The sequence below is a fragment of the Streptococcus sp. 477 genome (genome assembly GCF_013277295.1).
Classification (GTDB): Bacteria; Bacillota; Bacilli; order Lactobacillales; family Streptococcaceae; genus Streptococcus; species Streptococcus pseudopneumoniae.
Map to the genome: position 1 here is coordinate 1 of NZ_VMMQ01000055.1, position 25,835 is coordinate 25,835.

At 38.7% G+C, this 25,835-nt stretch carries 24 protein-coding genes and 1 pseudogene; 1 reads left to right on the top strand and 24 read right to left on the bottom strand.

Annotated features, from left to right (window positions below; all coding sequences use genetic code 11):
• Positions 1–63 precede the first annotated feature (63 nt).
• From HT691_RS06905 to pbp2b, 5 genes are all read right to left on the bottom strand, one after another.
• Complete coding sequence (locus HT691_RS06905; protein WP_000804584.1) at positions 64–675, bottom strand: NUDIX hydrolase; 612 nt, start codon at positions 673–675, stop codon at positions 64–66.
• Positions 662–2,035, bottom strand: a complete 1,374-nt coding sequence (murF, locus tag HT691_RS06910; protein ID WP_172925307.1) for a UDP-N-acetylmuramoyl-tripeptide--D-alanyl-D-alanine ligase — start codon at positions 2,033–2,035, stop codon at positions 662–664. Before murF ends, HT691_RS06905 begins: the two co-directional genes overlap by 14 nt.
• A gap of 84 nt (positions 2,036–2,119) precedes the next feature.
• Entirely contained in the window at positions 2,120–3,163 is a 1,044-nt protein-coding gene (locus HT691_RS06915; RefSeq protein ID WP_119942304.1) for a D-alanine--D-alanine ligase, read from the bottom strand.
• A 176-nt stretch (positions 3,164–3,339) separates the two neighbouring features.
• Positions 3,340–3,936, bottom strand: coding sequence for a recombination mediator RecR (gene recR / locus HT691_RS06920; RefSeq protein WP_000966754.1), 597 nt, complete (start codon positions 3,934–3,936; stop codon positions 3,340–3,342).
• A 10-nt stretch (positions 3,937–3,946) separates the two neighbouring features.
• Complete coding sequence (pbp2b, locus tag HT691_RS06925) at positions 3,947–6,004, bottom strand: penicillin-binding protein 2B (protein WP_172925308.1); 2,058 nt, start codon at positions 6,002–6,004, stop codon at positions 3,947–3,949.
• Positions 6,005–6,307: 303 nt separating this feature from the next.
• On the opposite strand from pbp2b, the gene HT691_RS06930 reads away from it, so the two are divergent.
• Entirely contained in the window at positions 6,308–7,159 is an 852-nt protein-coding gene (locus HT691_RS06930; protein WP_172923338.1) for a MurR/RpiR family transcriptional regulator, read from the top strand.
• A gap of 61 nt (positions 7,160–7,220) precedes the next feature.
• On the opposite strand, the gene HT691_RS06935 is transcribed toward HT691_RS06930, so the two are convergent.
• From HT691_RS06935 to HT691_RS07020, 19 genes and pseudogenes are all read right to left on the bottom strand, one after another.
• Positions 7,221–7,571, bottom strand: coding sequence for a type II toxin-antitoxin system RelE/ParE family toxin (locus tag HT691_RS06935; RefSeq protein ID WP_000384968.1), 351 nt, complete (start codon positions 7,569–7,571; stop codon positions 7,221–7,223).
• On the bottom strand, positions 7,561–7,848 hold the full coding sequence (locus HT691_RS06940) for a hypothetical protein (RefSeq protein WP_138700009.1): 288 nt from the start codon (positions 7,846–7,848) through the stop codon (positions 7,561–7,563). Before HT691_RS06940 ends, HT691_RS06935 begins: the two co-directional genes overlap by 11 nt.
• Positions 7,849–7,944: 96 nt before the next feature.
• Positions 7,945–8,829 (bottom strand): ROK family protein, encoded by an 885-nt coding sequence (locus tag HT691_RS06945; protein ID WP_023933715.1) that lies wholly within the window; start codon positions 8,827–8,829, stop codon positions 7,945–7,947.
• A 17-nt stretch (positions 8,830–8,846) separates the two neighbouring features.
• The gene (locus tag HT691_RS06950) at positions 8,847–9,764 is read right to left on the bottom strand and encodes a dihydrodipicolinate synthase family protein (protein WP_001281495.1); all 918 of its coding nucleotides are present in this window, start codon (positions 9,762–9,764) and stop codon (positions 8,847–8,849) included.
• A gap of 169 nt (positions 9,765–9,933) precedes the next feature.
• Positions 9,934–10,578 carry a YesL family protein gene (locus HT691_RS06955; protein ID WP_172925309.1) on the bottom strand — a complete coding sequence of 215 codons (645 nt, stop codon included), beginning with the start codon at positions 10,576–10,578 and terminating at the stop codon, positions 9,934–9,936.
• 82 nt (positions 10,579–10,660) lie between these two features.
• Positions 10,661–10,855, bottom strand: a complete 195-nt coding sequence (locus HT691_RS11340) for a hypothetical protein (RefSeq protein WP_001810112.1) — start codon at positions 10,853–10,855, stop codon at positions 10,661–10,663.
• Positions 10,856–11,138: 283 nt separating this feature from the next.
• Positions 11,139–11,591, bottom strand: coding sequence for a YhcH/YjgK/YiaL family protein (locus HT691_RS06960; RefSeq protein WP_054388020.1), 453 nt, complete (start codon positions 11,589–11,591; stop codon positions 11,139–11,141).
• 227 nt (positions 11,592–11,818) lie between these two features.
• Positions 11,819–12,658 (bottom strand): carbohydrate ABC transporter permease, encoded by an 840-nt coding sequence (locus tag HT691_RS06965; protein ID WP_001192006.1) that lies wholly within the window; start codon positions 12,656–12,658, stop codon positions 11,819–11,821.
• Between the two features lie 15 nt (positions 12,659–12,673).
• Positions 12,674–13,540, bottom strand: coding sequence for a sugar ABC transporter permease (locus tag HT691_RS06970; protein ID WP_162199215.1), 867 nt, complete (start codon positions 13,538–13,540; stop codon positions 12,674–12,676).
• Positions 13,541–13,791: 251 nt separating this feature from the next.
• Entirely contained in the window at positions 13,792–15,120 is a 1,329-nt protein-coding gene (locus HT691_RS06975; protein ID WP_054388018.1) for an ABC transporter substrate-binding protein, read from the bottom strand.
• Positions 15,121–15,243: 123 nt separating this feature from the next.
• Positions 15,244–16,761 carry a PTS transporter subunit EIIC gene (locus HT691_RS06980; RefSeq protein ID WP_044012217.1) on the bottom strand — a complete coding sequence of 506 codons (1,518 nt, stop codon included), beginning with the start codon at positions 16,759–16,761 and terminating at the stop codon, positions 15,244–15,246.
• Positions 16,762–16,781: 20 nt separating this feature from the next.
• On the bottom strand, positions 16,782–17,480 hold the full coding sequence (locus tag HT691_RS06985; RefSeq protein WP_001135655.1) for an N-acetylmannosamine-6-phosphate 2-epimerase: 699 nt from the start codon (positions 17,478–17,480) through the stop codon (positions 16,782–16,784).
• Positions 17,481–17,660: 180 nt separating this feature from the next.
• Positions 17,661–18,764, bottom strand: a complete 1,104-nt coding sequence (locus HT691_RS06990; RefSeq protein ID WP_054388017.1) for a Gfo/Idh/MocA family oxidoreductase — start codon at positions 18,762–18,764, stop codon at positions 17,661–17,663.
• Positions 18,765–18,775: 11 nt separating this feature from the next.
• Positions 18,776–20,869, bottom strand: a pseudogene (nanB, locus tag HT691_RS06995) (neuraminidase NanB).
• Between the two features lie 16 nt (positions 20,870–20,885).
• Entirely contained in the window at positions 20,886–21,719 is an 834-nt protein-coding gene (locus HT691_RS07000) for a carbohydrate ABC transporter permease (RefSeq protein ID WP_172925310.1), read from the bottom strand.
• Complete coding sequence (locus HT691_RS07005) at positions 21,719–22,603, bottom strand: ABC transporter permease subunit (RefSeq protein ID WP_000237988.1); 885 nt, start codon at positions 22,601–22,603, stop codon at positions 21,719–21,721. Before HT691_RS07005 ends, HT691_RS07000 begins: the two co-directional genes overlap by 1 nt.
• Positions 22,604–22,681: 78 nt before the next feature.
• Positions 22,682–24,019 carry a sugar ABC transporter substrate-binding protein gene (locus HT691_RS07010; protein WP_000738776.1) on the bottom strand — a complete coding sequence of 446 codons (1,338 nt, stop codon included), beginning with the start codon at positions 24,017–24,019 and terminating at the stop codon, positions 22,682–22,684.
• Positions 24,020–24,037: 18 nt separating this feature from the next.
• The gene (locus tag HT691_RS07015) at positions 24,038–24,490 is read right to left on the bottom strand and encodes a YhcH/YjgK/YiaL family protein (RefSeq protein ID WP_000587483.1); all 453 of its coding nucleotides are present in this window, start codon (positions 24,488–24,490) and stop codon (positions 24,038–24,040) included.
• A 1,145-nt stretch (positions 24,491–25,635) separates the two neighbouring features.
• Positions 25,636–25,835 (bottom strand): hypothetical protein (locus tag HT691_RS07020; protein ID WP_172925311.1); only part of this gene is annotated, 200 nt, incomplete at its 5' end.

Genomic DNA, 25,835 nt, shown 5'->3' on the forward strand with positions numbered 1-25,835 from the left:
CAAAGATGGGATTATACCATGCTATTTGTCAAAAATGGATTTAGAAATACGATAATCATCTTCTTAGTCAAGATATTGCTCCCTCTGACCTTGATAAACCTGCCAAAGAATCTCGATTTGCTCCTTGGTAATGCGTTTTTCAGATAAATTCGGCAGTTGGTCAATTGCAAAAAATTGAAGGTCAGCGATTTCTTGATTTTCTTGGAATTGTCCATCGAGAAGCTTACATTCAAAAACAAACTTTGCATATTGTTTGCTCTGTAGTTGGAAACGATTGGTATCAAAAACAGCTAGCAGTCTTTCAACTTTGGCTTTAAAACCGGTTTCTTCTTCAATTTCCTTGAGAATATTTTCAGTTGGAGAATAGCCGACTTCACCAAAGCCACCTGGCAAAGCCCAACTATCCTCTCCTTGTCCCCTAACCAGACAAATCTTCTCATCCTCAACAATCCAAGCACGGACGTCCATTAAGGGAGTCGCATAAGCGGAGGTCGGTTTCAAGAGTTCTGCCACTTCGTCTGCATCAAGGTCTGATACCTGATTCAACATTTCAGATAACAGACTTCGCAAGTCTTCGTAGCGCTCACAGTCAAAAGGATCTTTTGTAAAGGTTAAGCCAGTATCTGTAAGGGCAATCATTCTTTGCAGATACTTAACAAAATCACTTGGTTTCATTTTCTAAACTTTCTACCAACATGGCTAGGTCCATAGAGTTAGAGCCCTTGAGCAAGATTTGATCATTGGCACTGAGGCTTTCCTTGACCTGCTTGACTAGGTCTTCAAATTGGTCTTGGTCTTCTGTTTTCTTGAAATAGTAAACGTGGCCAATTGGGAACATTTGACTGGCAAGTTGGGCCAATTCAGCAATGTCTTCTCCGTAGAAAATCACGGTATCCAGCACATCTGGAGAAAGGCTCAAAATCATCTGATTATGGAGTTGAACTGACTGGTTACCCAGTTCCTTCATGTCCGCTAAAACCGCAATTTTCTTGCCCCCTTCATTGGCTGGAATGGCAGAGAAGGTCTCTAAAATCAGCTTCATAGCAGTTGGATTGGCATTGTAAACATCTGACAAGATGTCTGCTCCATTGGCTGCTTTCTTCCACTCGGTACGGTTACGCGTCAATTCAAGATTTTGGAAGGCCTGACAAATTTGTTCTTCTGAAACTCCTTCTTGTAGGGCCACATAAGCAGCAATCATAGCATTAGTGGCATTGTACTTACCAGTCACTGGCAAATCAAGGGCTTGTTCCAAGAAATTAGCTTTAAAGGTCAGACTGTCCTTACGCTCAACCAAGTCTGTGATTTCCAACTCTGCTCCTTGCCCAAAACGAACCACCTTTTTATCAGTTGGCAAGTAGGCCTCTACAATGGAGTCGGCTGGGGCCAAAAGCAAGGAATTCGAAGCCATGCCATCTGCAATTTGCATTTTTCCTTGGGCAATCTCCGAACGGTCTTTGAAAAAGGCCAAATGGGCTTCTCCAACCAAGGTCACGATGGCTATCTTTGGATGAGCCAATTCAGACAAGAGATGAATATCTCCCAAGTGATCCTGTCCCATCTCCAAAACCAACTTTTCTGTTCCTTCAGCCATATGGAGAACTGTGTATGGAAGACCAATCTCATTATTGTAGTTTCCTTGAGTTTTGTAGGTCTTGTAGGTCGTTGACAGTAAATGCGCTAGCATATCCTTGGTCGTCGTCTTACCATTTGAACCTGTGACAGCAAAGACATCTACAGCCATTTTCTCAAGATAGTAGGCAGCTAGGGTTTGAAAGGCAGTCAATACATCATCTACTAAAATATAGGGATGATTTGCGATTTCTTTCTCAGACAGGGTTGCTGTCGCACCATTTTCAAAGGCTGTTTCGATAAAGTCGTGACCATCACGCACACCTTTGAGTGGCACAAATAAATCTCCAGTTCTAATCAATCGACTGTCAAACTCAGCCTTTTCTAACTGGGCGTTCGCAAAAAGACTAACATCATTTTTAGCTCCAACAGCTTGGGCAACTTCATAGATTGTTAATTTCATTTCTACTCCTTTAAAAAGGGTCGAAGCTCGAGAACTCTAGTCACCTTGCAGTGATGGTTCTGGCTTCTACCCTCTCTTTCATTTTTATAGCAAATGCGCTTCGCGCTTGTCAAAACTTTCCTTGGCAAGGTCAACCAAACGTTCGATTAAGTCTGGATAGCTAATTCCCATATTGTCCCAAAGAAGTGGATACATTGACCACTGGGTGAAACCTGGCATGGTATTGAGCTCGTTTAGGAAAATCTCTCCCTTGTCTGTATAGAAGAAATCGCAACGAGATAGACCTAAACCACCAATGGCACGGAAAGCAGTTTCTGCATTTCGACGCATGACAGCTACCACATCATCACTGATTTTAGCCGGAATGTCCATGGTAATCTTGTTGTCAATATACTTGGCGTCATAGTCGTAGAAGGCAACATCCTTGACTACTTCTCCTGGAAGCGTGCTTTTGACATCGTAGTTCCCCAGTAGACCGACCTCGATTTCACGAGCATTCACTCCTTGCTCAACCAAGACACGACTGTCATATTGGAAGGCAAGTTCCAAAGCTTGGCGGAGTTCTTCTTGATTTTCAGATTTGGAAATACCAACACTTGAACCCATGTTTGACGGTTTTGTGAAGACTGGATAAGTCAATTTTTCTTCCACTTCAGCAATTTTAGCAGTCACATCATCACCTTCGACAATGGCCACATAAGGAACTTGAGCAATACCAGCAGATTCTAACACACGCTTGGTCGTGATTTTATCCATGGCAAGACTAGATGACAAGATATTACAGCCGACATACGGCATTTTCAAAACTTCCAAGAATCCTTGAACAGAGCCATCTTCTCCCATCGGACCGTGAAGAACTGGAAAGACCACTGCACCTTCTTCGTAGATGGCACTTGGTGCAACTTGCTTATCCCAATCAATGGTTTCATTGGTCATAAGACGATCCTCTTGACCTGGAGTCTGGCTAAATTCTTGCGTTTTGATAAAGTCACCTGACTGGCTGATGAAGACAGTCTTGACTGTGAAACGATCATAATTGACCGCACGCATGACACTCTCAGCTGAAAGGACAGAGACTTCGCGTTCCGCACTCCGTCCACCGTATAAAAGAATAATCGTTTGTTTCATATTACTTGTCCTAATTCTACTAGAATACTCGCTCTTTAGTATATCATATTTGCTTGTTTTTTTAAAACTTGAACCTAATCCTACTCATCACACTACACAAAAAGAGGCCGATAGGAACGATTTTCAGCCTCCTTGATTTTTTTATAAATGAATGGAGTTCGTAAATTTGTCTACACTTACAACTCTGTTCGATTTTCAATAGCCCGTAAGAGGGTCACTTCGTCCGCATACTCGATATCTGCTCCCACAGCAAGGCCTCGTGCCAGGCGCGTAACCTTGATCCCAGCTGGCTTGAGTAAGCGGGAAAGATACATGGAAGTCGCTTCCCCATCTGCTGTGGCATTGGTTGCTACGATTACTTCTGAAACCTCACTATCCATCAGACGAGTCATGAGACTCTTGAGATTGATATCGTCTGGACTGATACCATTCATAGGGGAAATGAGGCCATGCAAGACATGATAGAGTCCGTGGTATTCTTGGATATTTTCCATGGCCGCCACATCCCGACTATCCTCTAGCACCAAAATCGTTGTCTGGTCACGAGTCGGATCAGTACAGATAGAACAAGGATCGTCGTCTGTCAAACGTCCACAAATAGAACAGTAGGTCAATTCTCTCTTAGCAGAAAGGAGATTTTTTGCAAATTCATTGACATCATCATCAGACATCCCAATCGTATAAAAGGCCAGACGCGTGGCCGTCTTAATCCCGATACCTGGTAACTTGGAATAACTGTCAATCAGCTTGGCAATGGGTGTTGGATAAAGCATAATTTCCTTTCTAGTTCATTGGATGGTATTTTTGATACAGATTGATAATGTCACGCGCAATGGAAGGTCCTACACCATTTGTTAGATTGGTATTATGAGGAAAGACCACTGCAACAGCGATTTGGGGATTATCAGATGGGGCATAGGCCACCGCATTGGTATTGGTTGCTTGCTGACCATCAGCCACATAGCTTTCGGCTGTACCCGTTTTTCCGCTAATGGATACCAAGGCACCATTTGAAAAGGCACGTCCAGTTGTCAATCCACTAGTCCCATGAGCAACCTGATAAAAACCTTGGTGCAAGATGCTCATATCGGAGTCGGATATATTGACCTTATTCATCTCTGTCGGTTGCAGTTGCTGAATCAAGTCGCCTAAGCCTCCCTTATCATTATTTCCATAAATGCCTTCAACAATACGAGGAGCCACACGAACACCATCATTTGCAATAGTTGCTACATACTGAGCCAACTGCATGGGCGTATAGTTATCAAACTGCCCAAATGCATTAGTAATGTAATTAGCAAAGCTATAGTCTTTGGGAACAAATCCAGTAGATTCATCTGGTAGGTCAATCCCGGTCGCAGAACCCAAACCATATTCACCAAAGGTTGAACGCAATTTCCCCATAGCAGACTCTAGATTGCTGGTGCCGACAAACATATTGGGTTGGTAGGTCTGCCCCATAAGACCTAGAGCTGTTTGGACCATATAGGTATTAGACGAATACTCCAGAGCTTGGACTGCTGTGATAGGGAATGAACCGTAAGCCTGAGTATACCAAGAATTGATGGGAGCTGAACCTTGGAAGACAATGGACTGGTCTGTCAAGGTCTGGTTTCCTGACAAGACTCCATTTTCCCAGCCAGAGCTGATGGTCGCAGCCTTGACAACCGAACCTGGGACAAAGACATTGGTTACCGTTCCCAAGGAATCAGGCGTCAAGTCTCCCGTTTTCAAGTCATGTTTGAGACCTGACATAGACAAAACAGCACCTGTTTTGGGGTTAAGGGCGACTGCATAGACACCTTCAGAATACTTGGCTCCTCCATTTCCTAGCTCGGAATTGAAATAACTTTTCAGCAGAGCATCCACGCTATCTTGGAAGGCCAAATCAATGGTCAGCTTGATATTGTTTCCCTTACTACCTTCCTCAATTGTATCCACGCTTTCCATATTACCATATTTATCCAGATGGATTTCTTTTACCGAGCGTTTTCCTTGCAAGGTCTCTTCATATTGCTTTTCCAAATACGAAGTTCCAACACGGTCATTTAGAGAATAGCCTTTTTTAAGATAGGCTTCTGCTTCTTCCGCTGGGAGACCAGCTTTTTCACTGGATACACTCCCTACTATAGAAGAAAGAGAAGTTTCCAAAACCTTTCGATCCCAAGAAGTAGAAATACTAATGCCAGGCATCTCCTTTGAAATAGAGGCAATAACAGCCACCTGAGAATCATTTAAAGGATCTGTCGCAATGGTACCTGTCGAAAAGTTTCCAACAGCATTTAACTGACTAAAAAGATAGATTTCTTTCTTTTCATCCTCTGTATAGTTTAGTTGACTCGTTTGGACACTATCGACCGCATTGTTATACAGTTCTGATTCGGATAGGCGATTGCCATCTGAATCCAAGCGTTTCTCGCTTGGGAGAGCCTCCACTGTCTGTTTATAGATTTCAGGATCAGCCAAATAGTAATCCGCCAGCTGGCGTTCTGTCAAATTTAGAGAGCTGATGCTCACATAAGTCAGTAACTTTTTAGCTGTTTCTTTTAAGTCTGTAGCCGTCATTTTATTGCTACGCGTAAAGGAAACAACCTTCTTTAGCGTATTTTCTACCAAAGGTTTCCCACTAGCATCATAAATTTCCCCACGGGCAGAACTGCTTGTGACCTTGGTCTGACTAGCTGATGCTAGCTTTTTTTCGTAAAAATCCTTGTTTAAAACCTGCATATACAACAAACGACCAATAATGGTCATAAAGAGTAAAATGATGATTGAAAACAATAAATTAAGCCGAATCGGAATCGAATGGCTGTTAAATCTTCTCATACAAATCAGTCTCATTTCTAATACTCAATGAAAATCAAAGAGCAAACTAGGAAGCTAGCCGCAGGCTGTACTTGAGTACGGCAAGGCAACGATGACGTAGTTTGAAGAGATTTTCGAAGAGTATAATTAAAATCTTACTCTTAATTGTACCACAATTTGAGTAGAAAATTATGGAAAAGTAAGAAGCTTTTTCGACTTTTTCGTTTTTAAAACAGAGATGCGTTTTTATTTATCTATCCTTATATTATGTGTTATAATGAAGTGTGACTATTCCCTGATCTAGTCTTCCAGTATGACTCATGTAAAGGAGCTTTCCCTATGGACAAACCAGATATCGCAACTATCATTGATTCACATTTTGAAGAAATGACAGACCTAGAGCAAGAAATCGCTCGCTATTTTTTGCAAGCTGAAACGATTACAGATGATTTATCTTCTCAACAAGTCACCCAAAAATTACATATTTCTCAAGCTGCTTTGACCCGCTTTGCTAAAAAGTGTGGCTTTACTGGCTACCGAGAATTTATTTTCCAATACCAACATCAGGCAGAAAATCAAGCCAACCAAGTCTCCAAGCACAGTCCACTGACCAAACGAGTCCTCAGAAGTTATAGCAATATGAGGGAACAAACACAAGACTTGATTGACGAAATCCAACTAGAACGAATTGCCCAGCTAATCGAAGATGCTGAGCGTGTCTACTTCTTCGGAACAGGGAGTTCTGCCCTCGTCGCCCGTGAAATGAAATTGCGGTTCATGCGTCTGGGTGTGGTCTGCGAAGCCTTGACCGATCAAGATGGCTTTGCATGGACAACCAGCATTATGGAGGAAAATTGTCTCGTACTGGGCTTCTCACTTTCTGGTACAACACCTTCTATTTTAGATAGTCTATTAGATGCCAAGGAGATGGGGGCAAAGACTGTACTCTTTTCAAGTGTTCCCAATAAAGATAGCCAGGCCTACACAGAGACTGTTCTTGTAGCCACCCACAGCCAGCCTTCCTATATCCAACGAATATCCGCTCAACTTCCTATGCTCTTCTTTATCGATTTGATTTATGCCTACTTTTTGGAAATCAATCGCGAAAGCAAGGAAAAAATCTTTAATAGCTACTGGGAAAATAAGAAACTCAACGGCTATCGTAGACAAAAACGTGTCAGAAAATCCTAGTTTGGCTAAGCCAAACTAGGATTTTTATTCATCACCAAACATACCTCTTCAAGATTATGAATTAGTCATATCTTGACTTAGTCTTGAATAATTTCATGTAATCACTTTTTGAAGGGAGTAAATAAGCAAGTCTGACGGTATCCTCAACAATTGTATACAATACAATGTAATCCTTACTCAAGGTCAATCCTCGCGTTTGGTAGCGAGGGTCTAATTTCTTACCAAATTTTTCATCAGCATCAAATCCAGCTTGGGGGAAAATTTCTAGCCGATTAATATCTTTTCTAATATTGGCTACTTTTCGTCTCGCAGCCTCTACAGAACCGATTTCCTCCGCTATATACTGATATATTTTATCCAGACTATCAATCACTCTAGGAGAATACAAAATCCTATATCTTTTATAATCCATAGCGTGTCACGACATCCTCATCTGTCAAGTAATTTCCAGCCTCAATCTTGGCATAACTTTCTTGAACTTCTACTTGTAATTGTCTAAACAAATACTCCTTCTCTAATTCCTCTTCACTCAGTAAATCTACTTCATTTGTTACGGCAACATTCTTTAAAAATAATCTGAGTGCTGATGAAAGAGAGAGATTTTTTTCTTTTAACACTTCCATGGCATCATTTACTAATTCTCTATTAGCTTGGAAGGTCACAATCTTACTTGAATTCGCTATAGTCATTTTATATAATTCCTTTATATATTTTATTTATTATCTCACAATTATAAAGAAAGTCAAGGGAATTTGATTAGAAAATCCTAGTTTGGCTGAGCCAAACTAGGATTGTTTTGTCTTAAAATGATAATATGCACCAAGCATACCTGCTGTATTCTGGTGATGGGCAAATTCTAATCGTGTTTTTTCTGCTAAACTTGGTACCAAAGCCTCTTTCAAGGCTGTGCGGATCTTAGGTTTGAGGATAGCCTCTTGCCCCATGATACCACCACCAAGAATAACCACTTCTGGATTGGCAACGTAGCAAATATTTGCCAGACCTTTTCCTAGATAGTCTACCATGCGGTCAATACCTTCCATGCAGAGTTTATTGCCTTCAGTGGCTTCCTTGAAAATGCGTCGGCCATTCCACTGATCAACATCTTCTCCATGAGATGTTGCTACATACTCCACCAAGGCTGTGGTAGAAGCGAGATCCTGAAAAGCTCCATCTTGCATATGCATATACCCGACTTCACAGGCCGAATTGCTAAAACCATGGAAGACTTTCCCATCCATAATCAAGCAACCACCGATACCTGTTCCAATGGTCAAGCAAAGGGTGACACTTGCTCCCTTACCTGAACCAGATACTGCCTCAGCCAGACCTGCACAGTTGACATCATTTTCAATCTCACAAGGAATAGCAAAGCTTTCTTCGATTTCCTTCTTGAACTGGGTTCCTGCATAATTTGGAATCTGAGGTCCAGCGTAGAAAATTTCCCCCTTATCAGGATCCACCATTCCTGCAGAAGAAATGGCAACACCTGCTACTGGGCCTTTTTCTAAATAGCTGGCTACAATATCTTTGGTTTTTTGTAAGATATGAGGTCCACCCTTATACGCTTCAGTTGGCATTTCATGCGATTCAAGAAGTTGCCCCTCTTGATCAACCAAACCATACTTGATGTTGGTTCCACCTATATCAATTGCAACGTAGTGTGTCATAAATACCTCCTTATGGATTAGAGGAAGCGCTCCTTGGTTTCACGAATCAAGGCTGCAGCTGCTTCTACAACTGGACGATCTTCTTCCGTTACTGGCGTCAATGGTGAACGAACAGAACCAATATTCAATCCTTCATTGATCTTCAAGACTTCTTTAATGACACCGTACATATTTCCATGTGCAGCAGTCAATTTACCAATGATAGCGTTGATAGCATACTGTAACTCACGCGCTGTTTCTAAATCTTTATCCGCAATCAACTGATTGAGTTTCAAGAAGAGTTCTGGCATAGCACCATAAGTACCACCGATACCAGCTTTGGCACCCATGAGGCGACCACCTAGGAACTGTTCATCTGGACCGTTAAAGACGATATGGTCTTCCCCACCAAGGCTGACAAAGGTTTGGATATCTTGAACTGGCATAGAAGAGTTCTTAACACCAATAACACGAGGATTTTTCAACATTTCAGTGTAAAGGCTTGGAGTCAAAGCAACCCCTGCCAATTGAGGAATGTTATAAATCACGTAGTCTGTATTTGGAGCTGCAGAACTGATATCGTTCCAGTATTTGGCAACTGAGTATTCAGGCAAGCGGAAGTAAATTGGTGGAATCGTTGCAATGGCATCTACTCCCAAACTTTCAGCGTGGCGAGCAAGTTCCATACTATCTTTGGTATTGTTGCAAGCAACATGGGCAATAATAGTTAATTTACCTTTAGCAACTGCCATGACTTCTTCCAAAATCAACTTGCGGTCTTCTACACTTTGGTAGATACATTCACCAGAAGAACCATTGACATAAAGACCTTGAACACCTTTATCAATGAAGTATTGAACCAAGGCACGTGTACGCTCTGGACTTACTTCTCCTTGATCATCATAACATGCGTAGAAGGCTGGAATGACACCTTCGTATTTTTTCAAATCTGACATAGATTTTCTCCTATTATTTTTATTTTCTGCTAAAGCAGATTCTTTCTTTACTTCTTTAGTATACACTTTACCGAAAAGGCTTTCAATATCTTATAGACACTTAGATTTTAGTTTCTAGCTTATAGAATAGCGTTTGAAGCCTTTGAAAGTAGTTTCAGAAATAAGACTCCTATTGATATTTTGCGAAAATTTTCTCCATCAATCCAGTCTGGATAAAGACCAATAGTCCAAACCCAAAAAGTAGGAAGACTGAGCCACCTAAGAGTAGACTGAAGGCGGACAGATAAAGAACCATCACAATGAGGACAAGAATGGCTAACATGAGGAAGAACCAAGGAAAGTTAAAACTAGCCAACATCAATCCTTTTTGAAGAATTTCTTTCCAAGATAGGTCATAACGTGCCGCGATAGGGTAACTAGCCAGCATCACGATAGTAAGAAACATCAGAATACCTAAACAAATGGCTTTCAGCAATTGGAAGGGCAGAGCTGTTTGACTCCAGAAAAGATAGAGATCTGAAAGGGTAAGAAACACAATTCCTAACTCCATTAAACCCAGCTGAAGACCTAGTTTCAGATTTTGCTTGAAAGATCTTAGATAGATTTTAAAAACAGGCACCCGTCTGCTCTTCTTAATCTCAAACATGGTCTCGTAGAGGCTGATTTTAGCCACTCCAATCGTCACGATGGGCAAACAAGAGACGACAAAAAGAAGATTGGCTGTCACGATGTTCAAGACTTTCTCACTGAAACGCATGAGAAAGTTGTCTGTATCAAATGCTGCCTTGATAAGGCTTACTCCTTTTTGTGCCATGTTTGCTCCTCCATCATTTTTCTTTGTAAACTGTTTTCTTTTTTGTCAGTAAAGCTTTCATAAGTCCCTACCATGAACAAATCTATTTTTTCTTTTTTCTTTTGGACTTTTTTCTACTTTTATCTATGGACATATAATCTATATATATCCCGGACAGCGAAGCAATTAAAATAGTACTCCAAGTATGCTCATTAAATCCATCTAGCCCTCCACGGATTATCATTGCAAGCACTGTCCAAGCTAACATATTCAATAAAAAAATACAAAGTGCTTTCAATAAAAAAATACAAAGTGCTTTCATTCTCTCGTTTTAAAAGTTTATACAACCATATACATCAACTAGATTCACAGCTATTTGTAAAATCCTTCCATAAATCTTGAGCAGTGATCCTACTCTTGCTCCCGCAGCCATAAAGACTTTGCTGAACTTCAATCCTGCCATACCAATAGCATTTCTGAATAAAGATACTGACAATAAGAGCTCATTTCTCTACCTCACAAAGATCAATTTCATGGTAGAACCTAATCAAAGATTTACAAAAAGACAATTCATCCTATTTTCAATCAATCAAAATTTTAAAGAGATATTTTCGAACCTTTTCTTCCATGCCTGCATAGCCAGTTGGCTGATGTGGCTCACCTGGGAAGAAAATCGCAAAATTGTGATAACCCAACAAGAGTGGGTAGTGTTCATGACAATGGACAAAACCAATATCACTTGTTTCGTCAAATGCTACTGCTTCATCTTTGATACGTGAACCGTAGCTCGAATATTCATGCCCTTCTACCAACAAATGCAAGTCTGCATAGTTCTTATGGTGTTCAAATTGATCATTTTCAGCTTGATTGAGGACATTTTCTTGAACAACTAGAAAGACTTTATCTCCGTCAATCTCATACTTACCTAGTTCGAAAGAATCCTTACGATGTTGGTAGAGATAGTCGATAGCCTTGTCTAAATTGGGATGAATCCCTTTGTAAAAGGTGATGTTTTTCAAATCGTCAAAAATCATACTCTTTCCTTCGTTTCTGATAGTTAACTAAAACCATTCTTAAGTTGATAAGTGTCTGACAAAATCTCTAAGGTAAGCAAATACCCAACATTTTGTAGACACTTATAACCTCTATATTCTCTTATACTCAATGAAAATTGAAGAACAAACTAGGAAGCTAACCGCAGGCAATACTTAAGTATGGCAAGGTGACGCTGACCTAGTTTGCATTCGATTTTCGCAGAGTATTATCCTTTGACCGCTCCCATAGTAATCCCTTGTGTGAAGGATTTCTGGAAGACTAGGAAGACTGTTACAATTGGCACGGCAGCAAGGGCAGCTCCTGCCATAATCAAACCATAGTTGGTTGCCATTTCAGCCTGCATGGTCGCAACCCCAAGTGAGATGGTCAAATTGTTACGTGAAGTCAACATTACCAACTGCATGAAGTAGTCATTCCAAGTATTGATGAAGGTAAAGATTGCAAGGGCTGCAAACCCTGGTTTCACAATCGGGAAGGCTACGCTCCAGAAGGTACGAATCTCACCACAGCCATCAATCTTAGCTGATTCGAGCAATTCTGTAGGGATATTTTCACTGAATTGTTTCATGAGGAAAACCCCAAATGGCCATCCAATCAAAGGCAAGATAACTGCCCAAAGAGTGTCATGAATTCCCATGAAGTTGACGATACGTACCAATGGTACAAGGACAACTTGTTTTGGAAGCGCCATAGCAGCGATGAAGATAGCGAAGAGAATGCGTTGACCATAGAAACGTTTTTTAGCCAATACATAACCTGCTAGAGATGATGTTGCACAAACTAAGAACATGGTTACCAATGAGATAAATACTGAGTTCCACATCCATTGCAAGGCAGGGTTCTGCACCATAAGTTGTTGGAAGTTTTCCATGGTTGGCATTTTAGGGAACCATTGTGGCGGAATCATAATGGTATCAGGTTGTGATTTGAATGCCCCTGTCAAAATCCAGTAGAATGGAAAGATGAACAGCACAGTCAACAAGAGCAAAATGATTGTTGAAATAACAGTAAAGGCTGTTAATGGTTTTTTTTCTGTAGATTGCATAGCTGTCTCCTTTCTTTAGTATTCTACGTCGTTTCCGAGCGCCTTAAATTGAACAAAGCTTACGATCGCAATCATGACTGCCAAGAAGACACCGATGGTGTTAGCATAACCGTATTCTGTCAATTGGAAGGCTTTTTCGTACAGGTAGTACATCAAGGTACTTGTAGAGTAGTTTGGCCCACCAGATGTCAACAATTGAATCAAGGCGAAAACTTGGAAGGAGTTGATTGTCGTGATGATTGCGATATAAAGAGTTGTTGGAAGAAGGCTTGGCCATTTAATCTTCCAGAAAACTTGAAATTCAGTTGCACCGTCAACACGAGCTGCTTCAACCAATGAATTGTCAATATTCCCCATAGCTGCGATGTAGAGGATAATCGGTTGACCAACAGACGTTGTCAAGAGGATAATCATAATTGCCAGCAATGCCCAGTGCTTGTCGCCCAGCCATGAAATATTTTGAGTAATGATATGACTAGATTTCAAAACAAAGTTTAAGATACCTGATAGCGGATCATAAATCCATTTCCAAACAACTGTTACGGCAACACTACCTGTTACAACAGGAAGGAAGAAAACGAAACGGTAGAAGGATCTGGCAATAGCATTTTGGTGATAGGTTTGCGATGCTACAAAGAGTGAGAATAGAACAACAACTGGCACAGATCCAATAACCAAAATAACTGTGTTAATCAGAGATTTTGCAAAGACAGGATCTTTAAACATACGGACATAGTTATCTAAGCCCACAAATTGGAAACTAGTCATAGAATAGTTAAAGAAACTTGTGATGAAGCCCATAATCATTGGTGCTAAAACAAAGATAATAAAGAAGAACAACACTGGTGCTAGGAAAGCATAGGAAATCACTGTTTCCCGCATACGAATTTTATTGACTTTCACAGTCGGCACCTCTCTTTCAAATAGAATAATTTTTTGACTTTCTTGAACTGTTTTAAAATCAAAATGAAATTTTTTATGATTCGCTTATGTAAGAACTTCATTTTAATTTCGTGACAGTTTCTTACATTTTAAACAAAAGCCCCCTTTTCTTACACTATCTGTGTAGAGGGAAAAGGGGGTATACACTCTTAGCTTCTTTAAAAAACTACTTTTTATAGAATAACTAAGGACTATTGTTTCATAGCTTTTTTGATTGTTTCGTTCGCTTTTTCAGTGAAGGCTTTCAAAGCGTCCGCTGGTTTTTCGTCACCATTTGATACAGATTGCAACATTGGGAACCAAAGTGTTCTCATTTCAGCAAATCCATCAATAGTGTTGTAGTATGGTGAGTAGTATTGAGTCCAACCACTGATTGTTTCCATGCGTTTGTCATCATAAAGTTTTCCAAATGATGTACGAACTGGGAAGGCACCTGTACGAACAACGTCTTTTGGACCCCATTCTTTGTCATCCGCGATAAATTGAACGAATTTCTTAGATGCAGCGACTTTCTTGTCGTCTTTATTGTTGAATACTGCAAATCCGTTTACAAGGTATTCAAGAGCTGGTTTACCTTCGTCTGATGGGAATGGTACTTCTACCACTTCTACCTTACTTGCTTCTAAAAGTTTAGCTTGGATACCATTTTGAGCTGGTGCCCAAAGAATTGTGTAAGATGTTTGACCGTTGGCAAAGTTTTGGATATCTGCTCCACCGTCAAATTGTGAACCATTATTGAGCAAATTGTCTTTAATCCAACCAGTTGCTTTTTCAAGACCTTTGACGAATTTAGGATCATCAGTTGTATATTTGCTAACTTTTTCATCTGTTACAGAACCGCTATAAAGGTTAGAGATAAAGGCACGTGTTCCTTGGTCTCCCCCTTGACCAGAACTGAACAATGAACCTGGTGTGTAACCCTTGTCTTTGAGTGCTTTCAATACTTTTTCAAAATCATCAGTTGTCCAACCTTCTTTTACAAGGTTTGCCACTCCAGCATCTTCTAGCATTTTCTTGTTCATTGCCATGTAGAATGGGGCAGAACTAATTGGATACATGTAAGCCTTGTCTCCAGCTTTACTTGCTTGTATGATGTTTTCGTTATTGACATCTTTAACAAATTCATCTGTGAAAAGGTCGTTCAACTCAGCCAATTTACCATTTTTACCGTATTGGATGATACGTCCTGGTGCGTCAAAGAGTACGTCCGGAGCTGTTCCTGCTTCGATGGCTGTTGTGATTTTTTCAGGGCCTGACTTGAAGTCGATGGTTTCCAATTTCACTTTTACATCTGGATTTGCTTTTTCAAACGCTTCGATGATTGATTTTTCATAAGTTCCAACACCGTCACCAGCTTTTTCTTGGGTAAATACTGGGAATGCCCACCAAGTGATTTCTGTTTTGGCACCGTCACCACCTGATTTACCAGCATCTTTATTTCCGCCAGAATTGCCACAAGCAGCAAGACCAAGAACCGCAGCACCCGCAAGTACTGTACAAGCTAATTTTCTAAATTTCATTTGTATTCTCCTATTTTATAAGCGTATCCAACTTGGATAATGAGTTCTTTGCATTTATATACGTTTTCATTTTTTCCTACTCATCAATCACTCTCCTCTATTTTTTATTAAGTCAGTAAGTACTTAATCATCTACACCTAAAATTTCATTAATACTATTTTTATATAAGATTGCTTTTGCTCCATAGATTGCTTGAATGCCACCCTTCACTTCTAAGACATCAACTGCACCAATTTGTTTTAAAAGTGCTTTATCAACTTGATTAACTTCTTTTACAGCTACACGTAAACGTGTCACACAAGCATCTACATCTTCTATATTATTTGATCCACCCAACGCTCTGATAATTTGTAGGCTATCCTGTTTTAAATGATCCGCAGTATTTGAAGTTGAATCTGCGGATTCAGAAATTTCTTTAGAATCTACTTCTTCTCCTCTTCCTGGCGTTAGAACGTTGAATTGAGTAATGAACCATCTAAAAATAATATAATACAAAACACTCCAAATAAGTCCAAATGGAATCTGAAGAACCCAATTCGTCTTAGCGTTCCCCTGCAAAATTCCAAATAAAGTGAAATCGATTACACCTCCTGAAAATGTGTTTCCTATTGAGATATTTAAGATGTCTGCAATAAAGAAGCTGACACCATCAAGGAATGCGTGAACAACATATAGAACCGGACTGACGAATAGAAACATAAATTCAATTGGTTCTGTAATACCGGTAATAAAAGATGTTAAAGCAACTCCAAAAAACAAACCCGCGTATTTTTTACGACGATTCTTAGGAACACTATGGTACATCGCTAAACAGGCAGCCGGTAAACCGAACATCATTGTTGAGAAACGACCTGCAAAAAACCTTGTTCCTTCTGTAAATAATCCAGAATGAGCCGGATCGGCTAATTGAGCAAAAAATATTTTTTGAGCTCCAACCACTGTTTGTCCTGCAACAGTTTCAACACCACCAAGTTCAGTATACCAAAACATAGGATAAATCATATGATGTAAGCCTACTGCTCCAGAAAGTCTCATTAAAAATCCATATAGAAAAGTTCCAATTGGACCTGCCTGAGAAATATATCCACCTGTAGAAACAAGAAGTTGTTGGAAAGGTGGCCAAATAACAAAGAAGACAAAGCCAATTAAGATAGAAGAGAACGATGTAACAATAGGAACGAAGCGTGAACCTCCAAAGAATCCTAAAGCGGAAGGTAATTGAATATTGCTATATCGGTTGTGCAAATATACGGCAACTATTCCGACAACTAATGCTCCAATAACTCCAGTATCAATTGCAGATCCTTCTGCCATAAAAAGTTTTACCAGAGCTTTGATCGTTGCAGTCATAACTAAGTAACCAGTTACTCCTGCTAACGCAGCGGTTCCTTTATCTCGTTTCGCTAAGCCAATACATAATCCCACACAGAGAAGTAGTGACAAGTTACTGAATACAACCTCTCCTGCAGAGCTCATTACTTGGAATATCGATTGAAAAATACTATTGTCTAGTATTGGATAAGTTGCTATCGTGGTTGGGTTTGAAAGTGCACCACCAATCCCCAAAAGTAGACCTGCTGCAGGAAGTATAGCTATAGGCAACATAAAAGCTTTTCCAACTTTTTGTAAAACTTTAAATATAAAACTCCCCCCCTCACATCTTATTTAAGACCAGCAACGAAGCGTTCTGTAATCTCTTTTGGTCTAGTAATAGCGCCACCAACAACGATGCCTCGCACTCCGTATTCAAGGATTTGTTTGGCTTGTTCTGGTGTATGAATTTTTCCTTCTGCAATGACATCTACACCGGCATCACAGAGTTTTTTGATGAGTTCAAAATCTGGACCATCCACTTTTGGACTGTAGGATGTGTAGCCTGATAAGGTTGTTCCGACAAAGTCAATTCCTGCTTCGACCGCTGCCAATCCTTCTTCAAAAGTACTGGTGTCCGCCATCAAGAGCTGGTTAGGATATTTCTCCTTGACCTGACGAATGAACTCTTGAATTTCCAAACCATCGTAGCGTTCACGCTTGGTACAATCCAGAGCAATCACCTCGATGTCCAGTTCTGCCAATTCATCAACTTCTTTCATAGTAGCCGTGATGAAGGGTTCTTGTGGCGGATAATCTCGTTTGATTATCCCAATAATCGGAAGTTTGGTGACTTCCTTAATTTCCTTGATATCGCGAACACTATTGGCTCGGATACCGACTGCTCCACCTTGCTCAGCCGCTTTGACCAGCAAGGGAATCACCCCTCCCGCTTCTGTATAAAGCGGTTCATGAGGAAGAGCCTGACAAGAAACGATGATTCCATCTTTGATTTGTTCAATCAAGGCTTCTTTACTAATCTGTGGCATCCTCTTTCCTCCCTTTCTTTTTTCTTTATTTCTATGAGATTATTATACCTTAAAATTAAAACGCTTTCAATAGTTTGTAGTATAATAGATTTCAGTTTCAAAAACTAGCAAAGTCAAACAGCTCCTCTAAAAGTACTTTCAGAGGAGCAAGTCGACCTATAAATAGGAGAATACCAAAATTTAGTTTACAATTTCTGACAATTTTACTTTGCGATCTTCAAACATAGACTGGGCACAAGCATCTGCAGTAGCAATTGCTTCTAGGGCAGCTTCACCTGTCAAAAGTTTTGCAAATTCTTCTGATACTGGAGCTCCTTCCATAATCTCATGCAGATAGCGCATTTCTTTATCAATGACAGATGATAGCCATAATGGAGTACGTTTACCTGGTTTACCATAAGCAATTGCTCCATCCATCTCTGTACTATGATAGATACGAGTCCGATCATCATCTTCTTCTTGCGATTCGTGAATCAAGAAATAGCTTTCTTGCCCATCTAGCTTAAGAGTTCCTTTACAGTTGAATAAGTCTAAGCGGATGGCACCTTTGCTTCCTTGGATTAAGACATAATGTTCACCCCAACGATAAGCTGAACCCCATTCTAACAAGGCAAAACGCTTATTAGAAAATTCCATATTGACAAAAATCATATCATCTTCATCACCGAAATGTTCACCTTCATGGGCCACATTTCCACCTGTCATGGTTACAGTTTCAGGCATGCCCCCCATAAGGAATTGAACGCAATCCAATTCATGGATGTGGTGATACAAGTGACCACCTGATTTTTCACGAATTTTTTTCCATGATACTGACGGTTGTTGTTCTTCCCAACCATTACGAGCTGTATGACAATATAGAACGTCTCCGATAACTCCTTGATTAATGAGTTCTTTTGCATGATGAACACCATTAAAGAAATTCATAATATGTCCTGCCATAAAGGTTACATTGTTTTCTTTACACGCATCTACCATCTCGCGACAATCTTGATAAGAAAGCGCAATTGGTTTTTCACAGAAAACATTTTTACCATGCTGTGCAGCCTTAATAACCGGTTCCTTATGAAGATTATTTGGAGTTGCGACGATAACACAATCTACTTCATCGCTAGAAACCAACTCATCTAAGGAACTTGCTACTTTTGCTCCCAATTCTTCTGCAATCGCCTCTGCATTATCTGGATCATAGAGAAGAGTAATCTCTGCTCCATCATTCTTTTGCATGTAGCGAGCCAATTCAGCTCCAAAATACCCTGCTCCAACAACACCGTATTTAACCATGTTTTTCTCCTTTATTTTGTTAAATCATTAATTTCCAAATCTATATACTGAACTACATTGCTTAAATGCAATTCATTTCTCGACCACGAATCATATTTTTCAAACAGTACACCTATGTGATGATTTGGCAATTCTGTAATCGCAGAATAGGCATAACCATACGAAGGCAAATCAATATCATAGTGGTATTTCCAATCAATACTATCATCTTCTTTATTGACTAAACCGACAACTAATTGACCTCCCTTACGGCCACTTCTAGAATTTGGTGTACTCAAAATGACTGCTTCTTTTCCATCAATTAATTGAGAGTATTTAATTGCAGATACTTGTGTGCCATATGAAGTTTGTTGGATTCCATCAATATACGAAACTTCCGACCATGTTTCTCCAGAATCTCTACTAGTCATATAAGCTATCTTACCTGTAGTGGTTCTAAAGAATGTTCGAATCACACCATCTCTCAGTTCAACCATTTGTGCTTCTGCTGTTGCATTTTTAAACGGAATTGAAGCTGAGGATTTCTTCCATGTTTAACCACTATCATCAGAAATGAGATAGGTTAGTTCTCCACTAGTATATGTTGCAAAAATCAATCTGTTACTTGATTTTAATGCTAAACCTTGTCCGGGACATAAGTAAGTTCCATTATGTTTTTCTCCTAAGAACGGAGGCAACAACTTAAATTGTTCCCAACTCTCTCCTCTATTCTGACTAGTTGTCATTGCTATATAATTAGTAGGAGTCACTTTAAATAACGAATCTTTGTAGAAAACATTCATAGGGACCTGTTTTCCATTATGCCTTTCTCTTAAAGAGCCACTATCAAAATCAACCGAATATTGTTCGACTGTTAAAGACTTTCCTCCCTCCAAAACTTCATACTTATCATTTATAGTATAATTTGTAGGTTTATTAGTTGTTTCATCATAAACGACACCATTTTCTCTAACTGTATAACGGAAATCGTTATCTCCATTCTTCTTTAGTTTTAAATAATAATGACCATTTATTTCTTTAAAACCTGAGTCGGCTTTATTTGCATTATTATTTCCAATACCCGCAGGCATAACATCAGCTAGTAATATCGTTTTCCCAGATTTTTTATCTTCAACAATGGATGAATCTATGAATGAAGCACTTCCACTAATTTGACTATTCTTTAATTTATTGTCTCGTGGCCAGTAAACTAACTGCTCCTCATAGTCATTAAACTTCATAGCAAAAGTTGGCTCACTCCACGTTTTCCCATTATCATCACTATAAGCAGTGGCGATATTAATCTTACTTTTAGAATCATGAGTCCCACCATAACGTGCATCAATACTTGATAGAACTCTTCCACTACTTAATGTATATAATGTCGGTATTCTAAAGTAGTTAGCTTGAGTAGAATCTCCTGATTGGAAAATTAACTGAAATGGATTTGACAAGGGAATAGTTGAAACTTCCTGATCACTAATTGCTTTATTAAATAGACTGATTTCATCAATACTTCCTTTTGCGAGGTAATGATCCTTGCCTTCACGATTAACAGATCCTAGTGTTGCCTTATCTATACCATTTATATTTGAAATTGGCAAAAATGTATCAACTGTTTCAGAGAACACTTCTATCCCATTAACATACATTGTGTATGTTTTATCTTTAGAATCAGATACAAATACTAGTGTATTTTCAACTGCCTGTCCTTTATGCTTTCCCCATAATGAAGCTGGTCTAGAAAATAAATAATTTATTCCCTTTTGGGCGTCTCTTATTTCTACGCCTATCTCACCAGAATCTCTCATGAAAATTGAAAAGTAATTATTTTTAAAGCCTGCTTTACTATTAGATAGGCCAAACAAAGCTTGAAGCGAGTTTGGTTTATCTGCTTTAAATTTCATTACTACTGTCTGACTCTCTCCAGACAATTTATCTAATAACAAAGGGCTGATATCTATACTCTTATTGTTCAGTTGATATGAACTTCCTTGAAAAATAGGAGATATGGACAGTTGACTATAGTTTAATTCATTCGCATGAATCAAAGTGGGAACTCCCATTAAAAGACTAATGCCTACAACAGAAATTCCTAGTTTTGAATAAAGACCTCTCTTATTCATTTTTTCCTTCTTTCGTCTACTTCACAGATCCTTCTGACAATCCACTTGCAATCTTATTTTGGATAATTGAGAAGAAAATGATTGATGGAAGAACTACAATAACAGATGCAGCCATCATATCTCCCCAGTCTAAAATTTCTGAACCGTTAAGTGATCGAAGGGCTACTGCTACTGTCATCTTTCCTGTATTGTTAATCAAAATCAAGGCATACAAGAATTCATTCCAAGCATTGATAAATGTATAAATAGCTGTTGCTACAATACCTGGTGCTACAATCGGTAGCACAACTTTATAAAAAGTAACAAATTTATTTGCACCATCAATTCGAGCTGCTTCTTCAATTCCAATTGGAACTGTTTGGAAAAATCCAACTAAGAGCCAAACTGCATATGGAACACTAAAAGATAGATAAACCATCATCAAGCCAAATAAACTATTTGTTAACCCAACTTTAGCAATGGCAATTGAATAGGGAATTGCTAACAGAATTGGTGGGAAAATGTAGGTAATGACGAGTAATCTTGACATGATTGCTCCCAATTTAGGGAAGAATCGAACAATACCATAGGCTGCCATAGCAGAAATAATAATCGCAATAACGGTTGTAGCTAAGGCAATGATTAAACTGTTTCGAATGTTATCAATAAAGTGCAAATCGTTGATAACATGAGTGAAATAATCTAATGTAAATTGTTCAGGCCAAAATCGTGTTGGATACTGAGTTAATTCCCCTTTACCCTTGACAGAAGATATGATAATCCATACCAATGGGAAAATTGCAACAATAGTCGCACCAATCAAGAGTACATGTGAGAGAACATCTAAATAAATACCGGATTTCTTCTTCATTATTTTCTACCCTCCTTTTCCCACTTACTGATGATAGCAAAGTAGATAAAGCAAATCGCCACCAAGAAGATAAAGAGCAATACTGTAACTGCTGAGGCACGACCCAATAATTTAGTTCCCCAACCTAGGTTGTAAGCAAAAATTGGGAGCGTCGTTGTAGCATTGGCTGGTCCACCACCAGTAATTAGGTAGATAATGTCAAAGTTATTAAAGATCCATACAGTTCTCAAAACAACTAGAAGTCCTACAACCACTTTAATATGTGGAAAGACGATAAACTTGAACACCTGCCAACTTGAAGCACCATCTATCTTAGCAGCCTCAAATTGTTCTTCTGGTACTGTCTGCAATGCCGAAAGCACATTGACCATAATCATCGGCGCTCCAAACCAAATGTTGATAAACACCAAACATAGAAATGCCCATGTACTATCTGTCAAAAATGCAGGTGTATGTTCCATTAAACCTAATTTTACGATTAGATTAGGTAAGTAGCCATAAACCCCGTTTAGAATCCACTGCCAAGAAAAGGCAATAACGATGGTAGGAAATGCCCAAGGAACAATCAATAAGGTCCTATATAATTTCTTGAAGTGGCGTACTCTGTGAAGAGCTAAAGCCAATACAAACCCTACTAAAACTTGACCAACTAATGAGAAAACGGTCCACTTAATTGAATTAAAGAACGCATTAAAGAAGTTGGGATCTGATAGCACAGCTTTATAGTTAGCTAAACCAACAAATTTATAATTAGGCATAATCAAATGCTTATTGGTAAAGCTATAAAAAATACTCGAGAAAAACGGATAAACAAATAGTAACCCTACGATAATCATAGCTGGCAAAACAAATATCCAGCGAGTTAAATTACGTTCTTTAACCATTCTCCTTCTCCCTTCTTTTACAAGATTGGGCTAGGGCTTTTCAGCTCACTAGCCCACCTATTTTCTAGTCTTTTACATCTACTGAGCAGCCTCAAATAAATCGTTTAATTGTTTTTCTGCTTCTTTTGCTGCTTTCATAGGATCTGTTCCATTTGAAATGATATCTTGGAACATTTGTTCAATAATGTGTTGGTTAGTCAACATACCAGCTTGTACACTTGGTCCATTTTCATAACCAATAGCAGTACCTTTTTTAACAGCTTCAGTAATTACTTCTTCAGCATGTTTAAATTTCTTACGAGTTTCATTTTCTTTATAGGCTGCAGAATCGCTAATCCCCTTAATAGTTGGCAACATACCTACTGGAGTTGAATCAAGGAATTTAACGTAGTCTTCTTCATTATAAAGTGATTCTAAGAATGCTTTAGCAACTTCTGGATGTTTTGAATTTTTCCAAACAACCATTGGAATGTTTGAGGTTTCAATTCCTTGGTCTTTATCAGATTCTTTGATTTTTGGAATAGGATAAGCATCAATCGAATCAATCAATTGAGGACTGTTGGCATTAATTCCTCCAATATGGAAGCCAGAGTTAAAGTCAAATGCTGTTTTTCCTTGATAGAACAAGGTAGCTTGTTGAAGGACATTAAAGTTCAAAGAATCTTGAGGTGAGATTTCTTTATACATTTTAACCCAGTATTTAATACCATCTTGAGCAAGTTGGCTTGTCAAATCTGCTTTAAGATCTTTTGTTAAGAGGCTTCCTCCACCACTACGTACGTAGAAGTTCAAGAAACGTGTTGCCATTAAGTCATTTGTTCCGAACGGAACAGACAAGCCATAAACTCCAGCTTCTTTCAATTTTTTAGAAGCTTCATAGAGTTGATCCCAAGTTTTAGGAACCTCAATATTATGTTCTTTTAACAAATCAGTTCTAACCCACATAACTTGTGCATGTGAATAAAGAGGAACAGAGTAGTAATCATCTCCGATTTTTGCTTCACTTAAGGCAGTTTCGTTAAATTTATCCTGTCCAATACGCTTGATAGAATCATTTAGCGGAACCAAAGCATCTGAGTTGACCATTTCCATTACTTGGTTAGGGAGAGCTGTACTGATATCTGGCACATTCCCATTTGCTAAACCTGTAGTCCATTTAGTATAGAAGTCATTCCAAGAGAATGTTTCAATCTTGATTTTCGTTTTTGGATGCTTTTGCATGAAAGCATCTGCTGATTTTTGAATACTTTCTAAACGTGGTCCTTGAGTAAAGGAGTGCCACATTGTAATCTCACCAGATAATTCTGTCGGTGGTTCAGTACTAGTTGTAGCTTCTTTTTTTCCTGAACAAGCTACCAAGGCAACGGCTGCTAGCGCAACTCCAGCTAAACATAAAAACTTTCTCATTTTTTTCATTGTTCTTCCCTTTCTACATTAAGAAATCGCAACTTTAAAGACAACTTTTTTCACAGGTTCATCATTTATACGAACCTTGGGTTGATGTAAATCTTCTGGAAAAGTGATAAGGCATTCGCCAGCTCTCAAATGAACTAACTGTTCCACTTTCCCTGTGTATAATTCAATATCTTTCTCATCATCATATTCTTGGGTAACGCTTACATTTTCTGGCGACGTAACAGCCATGGCTTCTTCGTTTTCCAAAACTAAATGAATATCCAAATATTTTTGGTGAGTTTCAAAGAAGGCTCCTGCTTGACCGTCTGCTAGATAAGTAAAGCAATTCCCAAATAATCGATCACCATCGATATCAATCGGACCTTCTGTTAAATTTTCTAGTCCTGTTTTTTCTAGAAAATCTATTAATGTTTCAAAATGTGGATTTACTTTCACATAAGTTCCTAAACGGCTAATTTTTGTAATAATCATCTCTTCTAACCTCCTTTCTCAATCTATTTTTCCTATCCAAGTTCCCCATTCTTCTGTCTAGCATTTTCTACTAGAAGGACATAAAAACACTACTCTCTAGCCTATACTCTTTGAAAATCTCTTCAAACCACAGTCGCTTCACCTTGGATTATATAGGTCAGTCTTATCTACAACCTCAAAGCGGTGTTTTGGGCAATCTGCTACTAGCTTGCTAGTTTCTTCTTTGATTTTCATTAAGTATCTCCTCAATCTTCACAAGGAGGTCTGATTTTTCTAGCGACAAACAGAATAAATAAGTTAGTTCAATTAGCTACCTTCCTTATAGATGAAATTGGTATTCATGAAGGAAGTCGCCCTTTATTTTTTGCAAAAGATACTAGTATGAATCTATTTGGGGACTTGAATTTATAAGCTGCTCACTTCGTTTTTCTAAAATAATTCTAATCTATTATTCTAGCACTAATAGACTCTTTGGCTAAATCTCCTTTCTACATCTCGTTTCACCAAAAACTTTTAAGAGAGAAATACTCTATATTTCATTCTCTAAATTAGTTTTGTTACCGTTTTCAATTAGAGTATACTTTTTTTTTTTAGTATTTCAAGTCTTTTTCTAATTTGGAATTTAGTTTCAAATCTTTTTTAACTATATCAAGTATATTAAAAGTACTTTCAAAAATAATCAAATTCTTACAATACTTGTTTCGAGTGGACAAGATAAGAAAACAAGAAAGTCAATTTTAGGAGAAGACAAGGTTAATAGTCACATAATATAATGCAATGATGTAAAAATCGAACAAATTGATTGGAAAATTCAAACCAATTTCTAACAATGATTTAAGAATTGTTGTGTCCTAATATAGATTCAATGCACTATAAAACGCATAATATCAAGTTTTTTTAATTACCTGATACTATGCGTGTTTGTGATTTTTAAGATTTTATGCCTAGAGTCTCTATATGAGGACTTAAAAAAACTGACTCGTAGATGATTTCCTAAAGTCAATCCTCTTACCTAAAAAAACGACTTCTAAAAAAGTTGCCTTCATCGAGAGGTGAAGCAATGATTGTCCTAAAAAATAGTTGGATCGCAAATCTCTCTGAAAATTTCTTCTCTCTGCCTAACTTGAATTTGAAATTCAACATTCTTATTTATGATGCTCTTTCAATAGTTCTTCAAACTCAGCCACAGTCATGCCTAATTGCTCACTCGCAACCTCAGGTGTTAGAAGACCTTGACGAACTAGATTTGCTAAACTTACTTTTAATCCCTGTTCGATGCCTTCAGCTCGTCCACGTTCAATTCCCTGTTCAATGCCCTCAGCTCGCCCACGTTCAAGACCGCGCT